Origin of the sequence: Streptomyces sp. NPDC087263, assembly GCF_044744645.1 — a bacterium.
Lineage (GTDB): Bacteria > Actinomycetota > Actinomycetes > Streptomycetales > Streptomycetaceae > Streptomyces.
The window spans coordinates 131,911-147,500 of record NZ_JBIUYT010000011.1 but is presented as its reverse complement, the minus strand read 5'-3'; the positions used below and the strand labels follow the sequence as shown (position 1 = coordinate 147,500).

Below are 15,590 nucleotides of genomic sequence, written 5' to 3'. Positions count from 1 at the left end.
GATCAGGGCACTCTGGTTGGGTCACCCAAGGATCACTCACTGATCGCCAGTCGATCACTCAGGGTCACTCGACGGAGAGGGAGCCATGACAGCATCAGCGACGCCGGGAGCTGTGCCCGCCTCTACGGGAACGGTCACCACGTCGGTACCGGCGCGTCTGGACCGGCTGCCGTGGTCCCGCTGGCACTGGATGATCGTGATCGGCCTGGGAACCGTATGGATCCTGGACGGCCTCGAGGTCACCACCGTCGGCAACATCGCCGGCCGCCTCTCCGAGGACGGCAGCGGGCTGGCCGTCTCCACCGCGCAGGTCACCGGTATCGCGGCGGCGCTCTACGTGGCGGGTGCCTGTGCGGGCGCGCTGTTCTTCGGCTGGCTGACCGACCGCTACGGCCGCAAGAAGCTCTTCATGATCACCCTGGCGGTCTATCTCATCGCGACCGCTCTGACCGCGCTGTCCTTCTCGCCCTGGTGGTTCTTCGTCTTCCGCTTCCTCACCGGCTTCGGTATCGGTGGCGAGTACGCCGCCATCAACTCGGCGATCGACGAGCTGATCCCGTCCAAGTACCGCGGCCGGGTCGACCTGATCATCAACGGCAGCTACTGGCTGGGCGCGATCGGCGGAGCGCTGCTGTCCGTCCTGATGCTGAACACGTCCATCTTCCCCAAGGACGTCGGCTGGCGGCTGACCTTCGCGCTCGGCGTCGTACTGGGCCTGGTGATCCTGCTGGTCAGACGGCATGTGCCGGAGAGTCCGCGCTGGCAGTTCATCCACGGCCACGGCGAGGAGGCCGAGGCCCTGGTCTCCTCCGTGGAGCGCGAGATCGAGCAGGAGAAGGGCGAACCGCTGCCGCAGCCCGACCGTGAGATCACCATCCAGCAGCGCAAGAGCGTCGGCTTCGGACTGATCGCCAGGACCGTCTTCGGCCGCTACCGGAAACGTGCCACGCTCGGCCTCGCGCTCTTCATCGGGCAGGCGTTCCTCTACAACGCGATCACCTTCGGCTTCGGCGCCATCCTCACCACGTTCTTCGACGTGCCGACCGGCAGCACCGGTTACTACTTCGCCGTCATCGCGGTCGGCAACTTCCTGGGCCCGCTGCTGCTGGGCAAGCTGTTCGACACGGTCGGCCGGCGCATCATGATCTCCTCGACGTATCTCCTCTCCGGCATCCTGCTGTTCGGCACGGCCTGGCTCTTCGACCGGGGCTCGCTGAACGCGGTGACGATGACGGCCTGCTGGTGCGTGGTGCTGTTCTTCGCGTCGGCGGGCGCGTCCAGCGCGTATCTGACGGTCTCCGAGGTGTTCCCGATGGAGACCCGCGCCATGGCCATCGCCTTCTTCTACGCGCTCGGCACGGCGGCCGGCGGTATCAGCGGCCCGCTGGTCTTCGCCGACCTCACGGAGTCCGGCGTCGTCGGCGACACGGTGTTCGCCTTCCAGATCGGAGCGGGCCTGATGTGCGCGGCGGGCCTGGTCGCGGTGTTCTTCGCGGTGAAGGCGGAGGGCCGTTCCCTGGAGGACATCGCCACGCCGCTGTCGGTGGTGGAGAAGGAGTCGCCGTCCTCGGCACCGGCGACGTGAGGCGGGCGCTGCGGGCACTCCTCGAGCGGGAGGCCTTTGAGTAGCCGGGCGGAGGGCCTGAGTACCCGTACTCTGTCGGGCCTCCGCACGCCGCGCAAACCTCGTACGCATGACCGAGAAGCTGTTGAGCCCTCTGCGAACGCGCCCCTGGCCGGAACGCTGGCTGACGCGCGTGCTCGGCGCCGCCCTCTCCGGCGCGGCGTACCTCGTCTGCGTCCCGTGGAATCTGAACAACCGCGCCCGGACGCCCGGTTCCGCCGACGAGACGATCCCGGTGACGGTCGTCGGGGTCGTCGGGGTCATCGGTCTGGCCCTGGTCCTGCTGACACTGGCGGCCTACTTCGGCCACCGGGACTACCTTGGCTGGCCCCTGCTGCTGGTGGCGGGACCCCCTGCCGCCCTGCTGTACATCTCCCTGCGCACGAATCCCGGATCGCCGGACGGCATGGCGTACTCGTGGCCCCTGACGTGGGGGTTCTGCACGTTCCTGATCGGTGTCGCGGTGCTTGTCACGGCGGCGGTGGCCCGCCGGTTCCGGCCGGTTGAGGAAGACTCGACGGACGGACTGCAGTACGCCCACCTCACATGAGGAGCCGCTCCCGATGACCGTCCGCAGGATCGTCCCCGACTTCCAGGTCGACTCCGAGGAGTCGATGAGGACCAACAGTGACTTCTACGGCCTGCTCGGCCTGGAGCAGGTCATGCACCTGGGCTGGGTCATGACGCTCGCCTCCCCTGTCAACCCCACCGCCCAGATCAGCTTCTTCATCGAGGAGCGGACCGCCCCCGTCGTCCCCGACCTGAGCGTGGAGGTCGAGGACGTCGACGCGGTGTACGCGCAGGTGGTCGCCTCGGGCGCGGAGGTCGTACGGGAGTTGCGGGACGAGGAGTGGGGCGTACGGCGCTTCTTCGTACGGGATCCGAACGGGCGGGTGGTGAATGTGCTGGGGCATCGGTAGCGGCATCGGCTTCGTCAGGGGTGAATCCCTGGGCGTGCGCCGGTGGTACGCGACGGCGTACGGGCTACGCCCCCGTCGTGGACCCCGGCCGAATGATCATCAGGATCGTGACGGTGGCCCAGAGCAGGTTGAAGATCCCGGTGAACATGGCGAGCTGTGCGGTCGCCCGCGGGGTCACCACGACCGCACGGCCCCCGGCGTCCCAGATGCCCTCCATGATCGACGCCTGCCTCGGCAGCACCAGCGCGGCGAGGACGACCGCGGCGAGGGCCGTCAACGCCATCGAGACGATCAGCCAGGTGTCGCCGAGTACGCCCATGTTGTTCGCCGTCGCGAACCCGAAGACGGGAACGGCGACGCCGACGGTGGCGTACACCCGGCAGATGCGATGCAGCAGGCGCGTGGTCGCGAGGGTCTGCGCGTCCCCCGGTTCGGCGAGCGCCTTGCGCGCTGTGGGCGGGAACATGCTGGCGGCGACCGTGACGGGCCCGATGGCGACGATCGCGACGATGACGTGGACGGCGAGGAGGAACTTGGTCACGGGGTGACGGTAGGGGGCGGCGGGGATCTTCCAGAAGTGGCGATATTGCCAGTACTCAACGGATTCTCGCCAGGGCGGTTGGGGAGGGTGCCAGAGCCGCCCGAGCCGCCGGAGCTCGTGCTTCCCGGCGCGTGTGAGGCGTACCGCTGCTGACCGGAAACCGTCGCACCCCTACCCTTTTGCCATGCACACCGTTGCCGTACTCGCGCTCGATCAGGTCATCCCGTTCGACCTCTCTGCCCCGATCGACACCTTCGGCTGGGCGCGGCTGCCGGACGGGCGGGAGGCGTACCGGATCCGGGTCTGCTCGGTGACGGAGGAGGTGAGCGCGGGTCCGTTCGCGGTGCGAGCCCCGTACGGCCTGGAGGCGCTGGCCGAGGCGGACACGATCATCCTGCCGGGTGTCGCCGACCCGACCGTGCCGCTTCCGCCGGGCGTCGCGGAGGCGGTGCGCGCGGCGGCCGCGAACGGCACCCGGATCGCCTCGGTCTGCGTGGGCGCGTTCGTCTTCGCCGCCACCGGTCTGCTGGACGGGCTGCGCGCGACGACGCACTGGATCGCGGCCCGGGACCTCGCGCAGATGTACCCCGCCGTGACCGTCGACCCGAACGTCCTCTACGTCGACAACGGCCAGTTCCTCACCTCGGCGGGCGCCGCCGCCTCGATCGACATGTGCCTGCACATGATCCGCAAGGACCACGGCTCGGCCGTCGCCGCGCACGCGGCCCGGATGTCGGTCGTGCCGCTCGAACGGGAGGGCGGCCAGGCCCAGTTCATCATCCACACCCGGCCACCGGTACCGGCCGGTGCCGCCCTGGAGCCCCTCCTCGACTGGCTGGAGGAGAACGCCGAGCGGGAACTTTCCCTGGAGGACATCGCCGCCCACGCCGACATGAGTACCCGTACGCTCAACCGCCGCTTCCGCGAGCAGACGGGCACGACGCCTCTGCAGTGGCTGCACCGGGCGAGGGTGCGGCGCGCACAGTACCTCCTGGAGACGACCGCGTATCCGGTCGAACGCATCGCGTCCCAGGCGGGGTTCGGCTCCCCGACGGCGTTCCGGGAGCGGTTCAAGAGGGTGGTGGGGACGAGTCCGTACGCGTATCGGCGGGCGTTTCAGGGGGTGGACGGGGCGGGGACGGGCTCGGCTGCCGCTGTCTCGGCCTCGTAGGCGAGGTTGTTGGGGCCGTGAGCTGCTCAGGCGGCGCGCCGGTCGGCCACGGCCCAGGGGGGTTGGGGCCGTGCGCTGCTCAGGCGGCCCGTCGGTCGGCTACGGCCCAGGAGGCGAGGGCGACGGCCCCGGCGGCGCCGAACACGGCGGGCCAGGCGCCCACCTTCTTGGCCAGCGGATGAGACGCGGCGAAGGCGGCGACGTACGCGACGGTCAGTGCCCCGGCGGCCCTCCCGCCGGCCTGCTGCCGCCACTGCTGAGCGGCCGTGGCCCCGGCGGCGGCCAGCACGATCCCGCCGAGCGGCCGCTTCTTGGTCCAGCGGACCACGCCGTACCCACCAATGAGTCCACTCGCGGCCACCACCGCGGCCGGTACCCTCGCCACCTTCGCCATCACTGCCTCCACTGCTACGTGTCTCGGACGAACCGAGGCTAGCTCGCCATGTCGCGGTGCCGGGCGATGGGTCCAGAGGGTCAGGCTCGGACGCCGAGGTGGAGGCCGCCGCTGGCGTCGAGGACCTGACCGGTGATCCAGCGGCCGTCGTCGGAGGCGAGGAAGGCGACGACGTCGGCGACGTCCTCGGCCCGGCCGAGGCGGTTGAGGGCGGTCTGGCCGGTGATGAACTCCTCGGTCCCCGGGGCCTCGAAGACGGCCACGTTCACGTCGGTCCTGGTGGCGCCGGGGGCGACGGCGTTGACCGTGATCCCACGGGTGCCGAGTGAGCCGGCCAGGGTCAGGGTCATCGTCTCCAGGGCCCCTTTGCCCATGGCGAAGGAGGTCTGGCCGGGAAGGGCTACCCGGGTCGCGACCGAGGTCAGAGTGATGATCCGGCCGCCGTCGCGCAGTAGCGGGAGCGCCCGCTGGGTGATGAAGTACGGCGCCTTGACGTTCACCGCGAAGAGACGGTCGAACTGCTCCGGGGTGTCCTTCTCCATCGGTCCGGCCGGGAGGGCCGCGGCGTTGTTGACCAGGATGTCCAGCGGTCGCCCGGCCAGCCCGCGCTCCAGGCCGGTGAACAGGGTGTCGACGTCCCCGTCCACCCCCAGTTCGGCATGGACGGCGAACGCGTGCCCGCCGGCCCGCTCGATCCTGGCGACCGTCTCCTGCGCCGCAGCTTCGTCATGGCCGTAGTGCACGGCGACGATCGCGCCGTCCGCTGCGAGGCGCTCCGCGATGGCTCGTCCTATGCCGCGCGAGGCTCCGGTCACCAGGGCGGTCCTGCCTGTCTGCCTGTCCATTCCACTCACCCCTGTGCGTTCGGTGTGTCCTGTGTGTTAGTGACTCTCGATCTGGTAGTGACTATCAGTAAGGTACTGTATCGCACATGAGTGGTGACGGGCCGAATCTGCGAGAACGTCGGCGGACGGAGACCCAGCGCATGATCCAGTCGCACGCGATGCGGCTGTTCATCGAGCACGGTTACGACGAGACCACCGTGAACCAGGTCGCGAAAGCCGCCGACGTCTCACCGATGACCGTCTACCGGCACTTCCCGACCAAGGAAGACCTGGTGCTCTACGACCAGTACGACCCCCTCATCGCGGCCCGGGTCGCTGCCCGGCCGGCCGATGAGTCCTTGGTACGCCGGATCGGCATGACCCTGGTCGAGACGACCCGCAGTGTCGTCGGACCCCGGGACGACGTGCCGGCTACTGGGTCGGCGCCGCCTTCGCCTTCGCCTTCGCCCGAGAGGGAGTTGCTCTACGCGCGCCTCCGGCTGATGATCGACACGCCCGCCCTGCGCGCCCGCCACCTGGACAGCCAGTTCGCCACCCAGAAGGCCATCGGCGACGCCCTGCTGGGCGACGCGCCGGACCCGGACCTGGAGTTCCGGGTTTGGGTCGCCGCCAGCACCTGCCTGGCTGCGATGCACGTAGCCCTGATGCGCTGGGCCCAGGAGGACGGACGCCCGGATCTGCCCGACTTGATCGCCGCCGCTCTTGCTGCTGCCTTCGACGACGACTTCAGCTGACTACGGGCGGGGACGGGACGACGCCCCGTAACCCTGGAGGCCAAAGACCTCCAATGCCGACACGGATTGGTCCCGTCCCCCCACCGGCCACCACGACGGTCCACGCCATCCGCCTCAGCATGTCCGCCTTGTGTGGCCCCAGTTCGGCGCGTTACGCGGCGGAGACGCCGGTCACCACTGGCCGATGGCCTGCGCGTCGGGTTCGTGCTGCCGCCACATCCCGCTGAGGCGGGCGAGCCGTTCCGCGGCGGCGAAGCCGTACAGCGCCGCCACCTTGCCGTCGCAGATCTCGAACGCCGCGGCGCCCACGATCCGGTCCTCGAGCACGGCGAGCACGGCGGGCCAGCCGTTGACCTGCCCGATGTGGAACGCTGGCGAGCCGCCGGCCAGGCGCCGCTTCGCGGGAGTGGGTTTGAAGGCGGTCCGCATTACGGCGGCGACGCGCTCGGGGGTCTCGTAGCGCCAGAGTGTCCTGGAGAGGCCCGCGCCGTCGGAGACCGCGGTCGCGTCGTCGGTGAGAAGCGCCACCAGACGTTCGGTACGACCCGAGGCGGCTGCGGCGAGGAACTCCTCGAGGACCTTGCGTGCGGACGCCGGGTCGACCTCCTCGCCGCCGCGGCGCGCGGCTGCGACCCGGTGCCGGGCCCGGTGGACGTGCTGCTGGCTCGCGGACTCCGAGATGTCGAGGATCCCGGCGATCTCGGAGTGGGGGTAGGAGAACACCTCGCGCAGGACGTAGACGGCCCGTTGGACCGGTGAGAGCCGCTCCATCAGGGTCAGGACGGCAAGCGACACAGATTCGCGCTGCTCGAAGGTGTCGGCCGGGCCGAGCATCGGGTCACCGTCGAGAAGCGGCTCGGGCATCCAGGCGCCGGCCGCGCGTTCGCGGCGCACCGTTGCCGAGCGGAGCCGGTCCAGGCACAGGTTGGTGACGACCTTGGTCAGCCACGCCTCCGGCACCTCGATCCGCTCCCGGTCGGCGGCGTGCCAGCGCAGGTACGCGTCCTGCACGATGTCCTCGGCGTCGGCTGCCGAGCCGAGCAGACGGTACGCGAGCGAGGCCAGCCGTGCCCGGCCGGCCTCGAACCGATCAGCGACGGTGCTGTCCATGCAGACGACCTTATGCGGCAGCATTCTCGGGCGCGGTGGCAACGGCCGTGGTGCCGTCAGCCGTCGTGGTGGCGGTCAGGCGGCGCTTGCGCTTCGGCATGCCGAAGGTCGGGTGCGAGGTGGCCCACAGACTGGTCCTGAGGATGCCGGCCTTGAGCCGCGCGGCCTTCCGTCCGCCCACGAACCAGGACTTCGCCCGTACGTCGCGATCGACCGTCTGAAAGATCGCGTCGTACCGCCCGAGGCTGATGTGGTTGCCGATGTAGGTCTTCTTGACGTTCGGAACCGGGCGTCCGGTCAGCCGTCCCACGATCGCGTCCGTCGCCTGCATGTTGGTATGTCCTGCCGAGGCGCAGGACATCGGCAGCGGCCGGCCGTTCACGCCGATCGCGTACGCGCTGTCGCCCGCGGCGTAGACGTCCGGGTGCGAGACCGAGCGCATGGTGTCGTCGACGACGATCCGGCCGTCCTCGGTGACTTCGAGACCGGCGGCCGCCGCGATGGGGCCGACGGCGAACCCGGCCGTCCACACGGTCGCGTCGGCCGGGAAGGAGGTGCCGTCCGCACCGACCGCGTACGTCGCCCCGACGGCTTCGATGCCGGTGTGCTCGTGGACGGTGATGCCCAGCCGGTCGAACGCCTCGCGCAGGTGGAGCCGGGCCCCCGGGGAGAGCCATGCTCCCAGCTCACCACGGGCGGCGAGCGCCACGGAAAGACCGGGTCGCGACTCGGCGAACTCGGTGGCGGTCTCGATGCCGGTCAGGCCCTCGCCGACGACCAGCACGGTGCCGACTCCGCCGCGACTGTCGAGCTTGTCGAGGTGGTCGCGCAGCCGCAGCGCCGACGGCCGTCCCGCGACGTCGAAGGCGTGCTCGGCCACACCAGGGACACCGTGGTCGGCGACCCGGCTGCCGAGCGTGTACAGCAGCGTGTCGTACTCGAGCTCGTCGTCACCGTCCTCGCCGGTCACGGCGACAGTCTTGCGCTCCGGGTCGACCGCGGTGACGCGCGCCACGCGTAGCCGTGCCCCGGTGCCCGCGAACACGTCGGCGAGCCGCAGGGTCGCGAGTTCCCGGCCCGCCGCGAGCTGGTGCATGCGCATCCGCTCGATGAAGACCGGCTCAGCGTTGACAACGGTGATCTCGGTGTCGGCGGGCGAGAGACGGCGGGCGAGGCTCCCGGCGGCGAAGGCCCCTGCGTATCCGGCGCCGAGGACGAGGATGCGGTGCTTCATGGTGTGGCTCCTGTCTGGATCGCTTGCCCCTTGAGCGGGACAGCGCGGCGATTCCTGACAGGAGCCGGGTGTGAGGTGGGTCACTGGACCAGTGCGGGTGGCTCTCCGCGGGCGCGCCGGAGCCGTCCGGAATCAGGGTGCGGCATCAACCACACGTTGAAGCGGAACATCCGAACCAGATTTTCGACCTGCGGAAACACCCGAAAATCCGGCGCGGACCCAGCCACGATCCAGCCACCGGAAACGGCCCTCCGCGACCACCGTTTCGACGAACCTCCGAGGGCTGATCCCGGTCCGGCAAGGTCGTCACCCCGAGCCGAAGACCTCAGTAGCCGCCGCAACCGCACGCAGGATTCGCAACGCAGGGATTCGCAACGCAGGGATTCGCAGCGCAGGGATTCGCAGCGCAGGGGTACGCGCCTTCCTGGACGGCATGGATCGGTTCCTCGGAGCGCGCGCTACCGTCCAGCCGTGACCGGTTCCGACCAGCGTCCGTTGCTCTTCCTTGATGTCGACGGCCCGCTCATCCCCTTCGGGGCGCCACCGCCGCAGTACCCCCAGGGCCACCCGACCTACGAGACGGGCCCCGCCCCCCACGGGTCCGACTCGAATCCACTCCTCACCAGAATCAACCCCGACCACGGCCCCCGCTTGATGTCGCTACCGTGCGAACTGCTCTGGGCCACGACATGGATGGCCGACGCGAACGAAACCATCGCACCACGACTCGGCCTGCCCGAACTGCCCGTAGTCATCTGGCCGGCCCCATCAGCCACAGACGACCAGGACGAACGGAACGGCCTCCGCTGGAAGACCCGCCGCCTCGTCGACTGGGCAGCCGCCCGCTCCTTCATCTGGGTAGACGACGAGATCACGGACACCGACCGGGCGTGGGTGTCGGCCCACCACCGAGGCCGGGCCCTGCTCCACCGCGTCGACGCGCGCCAGGGTCTCACCGACGCCGACTACAACACTCTCGGGGAGTGGCTGCGCGAAGAATCCGCGGGCTGATCCCTCCCTCAAGGCCCTGGGTGATCACACCGCCGGAGTGCAACTCCCGGGTTGCACCTGGGGGAGTGATGTGCAACTCTGGGGTTGCACTCAATGTCGTCGGAGATGAAGGAGCCCCTCATGAGCGAGGACCGGATCGAACGCGAAACCCTGATCGAGGCACCCCTGGAGCGGGTCTGGTCGCTGGTGGCCCAGCCCGGATTCTGGGTGGCCGACAAAGCGAGCCTGCCCGGCACCGTGGCCAAGGAGGGCGAGTCGATGGTGGCGAAGAACGCCGAGCACGGCGACTTCCCGGTGCGCGTGGAGAAGGTCGAGCCGCCGACGTACCTGGCATACCGCTGGACCAGTGCGTTCCCCGGAGAAGAGCTGCGCGAGAACAACAGCACCCTCGTGGAGTTCACGTTGACCCAGGAAGGCGACCAGACGCGGCTGCGCGTCGTCGAGAGCGGGTTCGCGGCGCTGGCCGGGTCCGAGGAACTGCGCATCCAGAACCTCAAGGACCACAGCGAAGGCTGGCCCCTGGAACTCGACGCGCTCAAGACGCGCGCCGAACAGCCCTCCACGTGACGGAAGAACGTCCCGGCGCCGCCGAGGCCGTCGACAGCGTCCTCGGCGCACTGGCCGACCCGACACGGCGTCAACTGCTCGACCTGCTCGCCGCACAGGGCGAGGCCACCGCGACGACACTCGCCGAACGGCTTCCCGTCTCGCGGCAGGCGGTGGTCAAGCACCTTGTCGTCCTGGACGCCGCTGGGCTGGTTTCCGGCGGCCGGGTCGGACGCGAGGTGCGGTACGCGGTGCGGCCGGAGGCGCTCAACGCGACAGCGCGCTGGATGGCCGGCCTCGCGGCCGACTGGGACCGGCGGCTGGCGAACATCAAGCGCGTCGCCGAGGCGGCGGAGCGGGATTCGAGCTCAACAGGACCTGACTGAACGGCGGCACGGTATGGACACGACAGCACTGCGCAGCGCCTACGACCATTTGCTCGACGCGGCGGCTCTCCCCGACCTCGGCGAAGCCGACGACGGGGGATGGAACGCCGATCAGGTACTGGCCCATCTCCTCAGCGTCGACGCCGCGACCGCGGCGGTGGCCCTCGGCGTCGTCTCGGGCGCGCGCCCCACCTTCGACAACCGGATCACCCTCGACGCCTGGAACCTCGACCGGATCATCGCCGAGCACGCAGGCAGGGTGGACCTGATCGCTCACGTCCGGAGCCAGGCCACCGTCCTGTGCGACATCGCCGACCAACTGGCCGAGGCAGCCACCTCGGTCTTGATCCCCACGCTCCTCCTCTCCAACAACACCCTCGTACTGGACCAGCCGATCCCGCTGGCAGCCCTCATCAACGGCCTCGCCGAGGACCACGTGCCCAAGCATGCCCAACAGCTCCTGGATCTTCGTGTCGTCGGTCTTGGAGACATCTGAAAGGCAGAAACGACGCCGGTCGCTGGGGCCTCCGAAGCCATAAGAGTGGCTTGGGGTGCCCCTTCGACTCGCGTGCCACTCACCAGGGGTCGGCACTCTGGCCCGTCCGCGTAGCGAGGCTGCGGGGCCCGCGCACGGCCGCCGTGTGGCTAACCGCCGACGGCTCCGTAGTACGCGCCCGCGTTCACGTGGCGAGCGGCTATGAAGCAGCAACAGACGAGGAACAGGCCCTGATCGACAAGTTCCTGGCCCGCACTGAGCGCTACCAGACACTCATGGTCGATGCCGTCGACAGGTTGGGCATGAATCGCATCAATGCGGGTGGCGGACACTCCGTCACAGAACTGGCCGACACCGTGCTCGCGGCAGCCGACGCGCAGACCGCGATGGGACGGTCATCCCCCAGTTGGTGACCGCTCGCGCAAGCTCACCTACGGCAGATCCCGGCACCACGCCTCTCACCAGTTCATAGTGAAACGATCAGTAAGAAGCCGTACCTCAAGGGAACTTGATCGCCGCGCGCTGCCGCAGGCCCGGCCCAGCAGCCCGTCGGGTCATCCAATCGTCCAGGTCTGGTTGTCCCTGCCGTTGCATTCCCAGAGGACCGCGCCTGTTCCGCTCTCGCCCCCGAAAATGTCGACGCATTTCTGTGACTGATCAGCCAGGAGTTCCGTACCGGAAAGGTGGAATTGCTGGCTGGCGTCGCCGCTGCAGCCGCTCAGTTGGATCTCGGTCCGGTCATCGGTCGCCCCTCCGGCCACGGTCATGCATTTCCCCGATGACCGGAGGCTCCCGTCCGATCCGACCTGCCATTGCTGCGCCGCGGAGCCGTTGCACGTGGCCTGGATGAGTTGTATCCCCTCGGTCCCGGCGCCGCTGCTCAGGCACTTCCCGGAGGCGGCGACCACGAAGGTATGGCCGGTGGCGGGGGCGTCCGATGATTCGGATCCGCTGTCGGTGGTCGGGTTCTCGTCTCCGGGTTCAGGGGCGGGATCCTCTTGTCCGGCCTTGGGCGTCGACTGCTGCGACGGGGGGTGCGCCGTCGACGACGTGCCGCCGGAACTCGTAGAGCTCGACGGTGAGGAGGAGACGGAAGAGGCTGTCGGCGTGTTCGCGGACTGCGACGGCGTGGTACCGCCGACCGGGAGTGGGCCGGATGACGCTGTGGCGTCGCTGGTGTTCTTCTCCGGCGCAGTGTTGATCAGCAACGAGATCGTGATCAGTGTCGCTGTGGCGACCGTTACGGCAAGCGCGACCAGCTTCTTCGAACGGCCCGTACGGCCCGTTCGGCTCGTACGGCTATTTCGGCCGTCGGAGGGCCGCGGCGCCTGCGGGTCTGTCGTGGCGGGCGGGGGGCGTTCCGCTGCCGGGGCCCCCATGTCGGCGGCGGATGCCTTGCGTGATCTGCGCGCTGAGTTCGGTGACGGCGACGAGGCCGGTGACGGTTCCGAGTTCGGTGACGGTTCCGATTTCGGGTCCGGCTTCGCGGCCGGAGTTGCAGCCGCCGGAGCCGGAGCCGAAATCGGAACCGGAGCCGGAGCGTCGGTGGCGGCCGTCGCGCGGGCGGCGGGCGGAGTGGTGGAGGAGCCCACTCGCCGTATTCGTTCCGGGTCGGCACCCACTGTCCGCAGGAGGCGCTCGGCGTCCTCGGCCGACATACGGTCGGCCGGGTTGCCGACGAGCAGAGCTTCGATCAGCGGGGTGAGCGGCCCGGCACCGAGGACCGCGGGAGCCGGTTCCATGGCGATGGCGTACATCGTCTGCCCCGCCGTGTCCCGGAGGAATGGCGAGCGCCCTTCGACCGCCTGGAAGAGCGTGGCGCCCAGCGCCCACAGGTCGGCTTCCGGGCCCGGCGGCCCGCCGACAAGGCGCTCGGGGGCCATGAAGTCGATCGACCCGACCAACTGGCCGGTGCGGGTGAGAGTCGAGGTCTCGGCGGCCTGGGCGATGCCGAAGTCGGTGAGGACCACCCGGCCGTCGTTGGCGAGCAGTACGTTGGCCGGTTTCACGTCCCGGTGCAGGACCCCGGCCCGGTGCGCCGCCCGTAACGCGGCGAGTACACCGCGGCCGATCCGGGCGGCCTCTTCGGGCGGGACCGGGCCGTGTGCCTTGATCAGGTCGGCGAGCGTGGTCGAGGGCACGTACTCCATGACGATGATGGGCAGGCCCTCGTCCTCCACGACATCGTGGACGACAACGACATTGGGGTGGCTGATCCTGGCGGTGCTGCGGGCCTCGCGGCGGGTGCGCTCGAAGAGGGTGGCGAGTTCGTCGGCGTCCAGATGCGGCTGGGGGTGGAGCTTCTTGACGGCGACCTCGCGGCCGAGGAGATCGTCGTGCGCGCGCCACACGGTGGCCATACCGCCTCGGCCGATCCGGTCGAGGATGCGATAGCGGTCGGCGATCAGCCGTCCTTCGTCGGACACCGTGGGGTTCCTTTCCACTGCTTCAGGACCGTTCGGGCCCGCGGCGCCACGGGGCCCCTCTGGCCGGCCCAACGCCCAACGGCTCCTCGGGTACGGGGTGTTGAGGAGCGCCCTGTCATCAGCCGAAGGGAGCGATCATACTTTGGCCAGGTGACGCCCCCGCGTCGATGTCTCGCATGTCGCTGACGGATGTCATTCATGGATGCCGCTCATCGATGTCACCCATCGAAACGGGCCTACGTCTTCCACGCCACGTCACGGCACCCCACGCCACGGCGCTCCCCCCGCCCCCGTCCCGCCGGACAGAGCCTGCCGGTGAGGCGCTCGAAAACCGGTGGAGCAGCGCCGCCGTACGCCATTACCGTGCTGCCGAACCAAGTCGCCCAATCAAGGACGCGCCGTTGTACACCCTGTGAGACCTCCCGAGAGCTGATCTGTCGCGCGTCGCGCATCCGCGCCGCGCTCCTTTTTGCTGCGGACTTCTCACTGAAACCGGTGTACTTCTGTGCTCGAAAACTGGGTGGTCGCGCCTACCTGCCTACCGCTCGTTATCCGCCGCTGCCACGCGTGCGCGTCCGAGCGCTTCCGGGCAAGCGGCAAATTCCGCGTCAACGCGCACCACAAGCTCATCGACGCCTGGCTCCTCACGCTCTGCACCGCGTGCGGGGAAACGACAAAGCTCACGGTCCTGGAGCGGGTGAACGTGCGCTCCGCACGACTCGACCTGCTGGACCGGCTACATGACAACGACCCTGTCCTGACAGCCGAGTTGCTCCAGGATCCGGTCGTGCAGCGCCGCAATCGCATCGCCCTCGACTGGGACAACGCCTGGCGCCTCGACACCGGCGGATCGGATCACCTGGACTACCTGGACCGCGAGGTGATCGACGTATCGGTCCGCTTCGCGGCGCGGATCCCTGTCCGGCCGGTGCGGCTGATCGCTGAAGGCTGCGGCCTCTCGCGGGCCGAGACCGAGAGACTGATCACGGAAGGCAAACTCGTCTCGGCAGCCCGGCTGAACGGCAAGTTCACCGGCGACTTCACCTTCACGCTCAAGCGCTGAGTTCTCCTTGGGCCTTTGGGCCTGTCCGGCAAGACCCGCCGGCCAGGCCCAGGGGACCGGAAGTTGCCCCGTACGGCCGTCCGCTGACTTGCCTCTCCTTCGGACAGAAGTCGAGTACGGCACTCCCGCCGCCCGCAGGACAGCTGACGGCCGCACCCGCGCCCCACGCACCAGCCGCAAACTGCCAGCCAACCCGGCCTGCACAGCTGGCCGAAAGTGTCCCGAAACCACAAAACCCCAGCACCCGGCAGCCCAGAGAAGCTACGTCCTCGCTTCCCCCGCCGCCGGCCTTGGGAGCTCCTTCACGAGACCTCGACGACCGGCTCTACGGATGGTCGACGACAGTCAGCGCGCTGAGCCGTTGAAGTTGAGGACGAGACCGCACAGTTCGAGGAGACTGCCGACCCGAAACGTCGGCAGCTCCCGAGCCTCGGAATTGTTCCACTGGATTCTGGCCAGGGACCACGGCGGATGAGCGCGGTGTGCATCCCGGCCCCAACAGCGGGGCGGATGTCGTTGTCGCACCGGTCCCCGACGTAGAGGATCTCGTCGCTGTCGAAGGGCACCACAGCAGCCACGCGCTTGATAGAACTCCGGGTCGGGCTTGCTGGCACCCCAGTCGCCCGACGTCCCGATCAGATCGACGTCATCGGAGAACAGCGAGCGGAGAGTGCGACCAGCCCGTACGGTCTGGTTGCCCGCGATGCCGAGCCACAGTCCATCGGCGCGGAGTTGAGTGAGAGCAGGCCGGACGTCCTCGTACAGGTCGCCCTCCCCGAACGTCTCGGGCTGCTCCGCAGCGGCCCGCTTCTCCCGCTCCTCATAGAGGTCGAAGCCTGGCCGGGACTCCTGGAACGTCTCGCGGTAGTCGCGGCCTTGGGCGATCACGACCCCGAACATCGCGTGAAACGTATGCCGGGGCACGCCCAGCCAGTCAGCCCAGGCCCCGTACTCACGGGTCTCGTCCACCAGACACTCACCGACGTCGAACACGACTGCGCGAATCGTGGGAGCAAGGTATCGGGGCACCCAGGTGGGCATCGGCGGGGTAAAGTACGCGGCCTGCCGACGTCGGCGAGCCGAGACTGC

17 protein-coding genes and 1 pseudogene are annotated in these 15,590 nt (G+C 69.3%); 11 read left to right on the top strand and 7 right to left on the bottom strand.

The genetic code is table 11. The annotated features are described in order from the left end of the window. The first annotated feature begins 85 nt into the window (after positions 1–85). The 3 genes from ACIPC1_RS31905 (at position 86) to ACIPC1_RS31895 (ending at position 2,544) form a co-directional block, all read left to right on the top strand. Positions 86–1,585 (top strand): MFS transporter, encoded by a 1,500-nt coding sequence (locus ACIPC1_RS31905; protein ID WP_402523251.1) that lies wholly within the window; start codon positions 86–88, stop codon positions 1,583–1,585. Between the two features lie 109 nt (positions 1,586–1,694). Next, a complete protein-coding gene (locus ACIPC1_RS31900) occupies positions 1,695–2,174 on the top strand; it encodes a hypothetical protein (RefSeq protein ID WP_402523249.1) in 480 nt (159 codons plus the stop codon). A 13-nt stretch (positions 2,175–2,187) separates the two neighbouring features. Continuing rightward, positions 2,188–2,544 carry a VOC family protein gene (locus ACIPC1_RS31895; protein WP_402523247.1) on the top strand — a complete coding sequence of 119 codons (357 nt, stop codon included), beginning with the start codon at positions 2,188–2,190 and terminating at the stop codon, positions 2,542–2,544. A 64-nt stretch (positions 2,545–2,608) separates the two neighbouring features. Here ACIPC1_RS31895 and ACIPC1_RS31890 read toward each other — a convergent pair whose 3' ends face one another. Further along, a complete protein-coding gene (locus tag ACIPC1_RS31890; RefSeq protein WP_402523244.1) occupies positions 2,609–3,085 on the bottom strand; it encodes a hypothetical protein in 477 nt (158 codons plus the stop codon). Positions 3,086–3,269: 184 nt separating this feature from the next. Between ACIPC1_RS31890 and ACIPC1_RS31885 the strand changes: the two genes are divergently transcribed. Beyond that, positions 3,270–4,256 (top strand): GlxA family transcriptional regulator, encoded by a 987-nt coding sequence (locus ACIPC1_RS31885; protein WP_402523242.1) that lies wholly within the window; start codon positions 3,270–3,272, stop codon positions 4,254–4,256. Positions 4,257–4,335: 79 nt separating this feature from the next. On the opposite strand, the gene ACIPC1_RS31880 is transcribed toward ACIPC1_RS31885, so the two are convergent. Next, entirely contained in the window at positions 4,336–4,641 is a 306-nt protein-coding gene (locus ACIPC1_RS31880; protein ID WP_402523546.1) for a hypothetical protein, read from the bottom strand. A gap of 89 nt (positions 4,642–4,730) precedes the next feature. Continuing rightward, a complete protein-coding gene (locus tag ACIPC1_RS31875) occupies positions 4,731–5,495 on the bottom strand; it encodes an SDR family oxidoreductase (protein WP_402523240.1) in 765 nt (254 codons plus the stop codon). A 140-nt stretch (positions 5,496–5,635) separates the two neighbouring features. Between ACIPC1_RS31875 and ACIPC1_RS31870 the strand changes: the two genes are divergently transcribed. Beyond that, complete coding sequence (locus tag ACIPC1_RS31870) at positions 5,636–6,229, top strand: helix-turn-helix domain-containing protein (protein WP_402523237.1); 594 nt, start codon at positions 5,636–5,638, stop codon at positions 6,227–6,229. Between the two features lie 171 nt (positions 6,230–6,400). On the opposite strand, the gene ACIPC1_RS31865 is transcribed toward ACIPC1_RS31870, so the two are convergent. Further along, on the bottom strand, positions 6,401–7,339 hold the full coding sequence (locus tag ACIPC1_RS31865; protein WP_402523235.1) for a sigma-70 family RNA polymerase sigma factor: 939 nt from the start codon (positions 7,337–7,339) through the stop codon (positions 6,401–6,403). A gap of 10 nt (positions 7,340–7,349) precedes the next feature. After that, positions 7,350–8,573: an NAD(P)/FAD-dependent oxidoreductase gene (locus ACIPC1_RS31860; RefSeq protein WP_402523233.1), complete on the bottom strand. Its 1,224-nt coding sequence runs from the start codon at positions 8,571–8,573 to the stop codon at positions 7,350–7,352. A 471-nt stretch (positions 8,574–9,044) separates the two neighbouring features. On the opposite strand from ACIPC1_RS31860, the gene ACIPC1_RS31855 reads away from it, so the two are divergent. The 5 genes from ACIPC1_RS31855 to ACIPC1_RS31835 all read left to right on the top strand — a co-directional run bounded on the left by ACIPC1_RS31855 (position 9,045) and on the right by ACIPC1_RS31835 (position 11,425). Further along, complete coding sequence (locus ACIPC1_RS31855; RefSeq protein ID WP_402523231.1) at positions 9,045–9,584, top strand: HAD domain-containing protein; 540 nt, start codon at positions 9,045–9,047, stop codon at positions 9,582–9,584. A 120-nt stretch (positions 9,585–9,704) separates the two neighbouring features. Then, a complete protein-coding gene (locus ACIPC1_RS31850) occupies positions 9,705–10,151 on the top strand; it encodes an SRPBCC domain-containing protein (RefSeq protein ID WP_402523228.1) in 447 nt (148 codons plus the stop codon). Beyond that, the gene (locus tag ACIPC1_RS31845) at positions 10,148–10,516 is read left to right on the top strand and encodes an ArsR/SmtB family transcription factor (RefSeq protein WP_402523225.1); all 369 of its coding nucleotides are present in this window, start codon (positions 10,148–10,150) and stop codon (positions 10,514–10,516) included. The genes ACIPC1_RS31850 and ACIPC1_RS31845 overlap by 4 nt, the downstream gene beginning before the upstream one ends. Positions 10,517–10,529: 13 nt before the next feature. Continuing rightward, positions 10,530–11,012, top strand: a complete 483-nt coding sequence (locus tag ACIPC1_RS31840; protein WP_402523222.1) for a hypothetical protein — start codon at positions 10,530–10,532, stop codon at positions 11,010–11,012. A gap of 188 nt (positions 11,013–11,200) precedes the next feature. Next, positions 11,201–11,425 (top strand): hypothetical protein, encoded by a 225-nt coding sequence (locus tag ACIPC1_RS31835; RefSeq protein ID WP_402523220.1) that lies wholly within the window; start codon positions 11,201–11,203, stop codon positions 11,423–11,425. A 141-nt stretch (positions 11,426–11,566) separates the two neighbouring features. On the opposite strand, the gene ACIPC1_RS31830 is transcribed toward ACIPC1_RS31835, so the two are convergent. Further along, positions 11,567–13,438: a protein kinase gene (locus tag ACIPC1_RS31830; RefSeq protein ID WP_402523218.1), complete on the bottom strand. Its 1,872-nt coding sequence runs from the start codon at positions 13,436–13,438 to the stop codon at positions 11,567–11,569. 505 nt (positions 13,439–13,943) lie between these two features. Between ACIPC1_RS31830 and ACIPC1_RS31825 the strand changes: the two genes are divergently transcribed. Continuing rightward, positions 13,944–14,501: a DUF1062 domain-containing protein gene (locus ACIPC1_RS31825; RefSeq protein WP_402523216.1), complete on the top strand. Its 558-nt coding sequence runs from the start codon at positions 13,944–13,946 to the stop codon at positions 14,499–14,501. Positions 14,502–14,846: 345 nt separating this feature from the next. Here the strand turns inward: ACIPC1_RS31825 and ACIPC1_RS31820 are convergent. Continuing rightward, a pseudogene (locus ACIPC1_RS31820) lies at positions 14,847–15,542 on the bottom strand (HAD family hydrolase). Between the last annotated feature and the right edge of the window lie 48 nt (positions 15,543–15,590).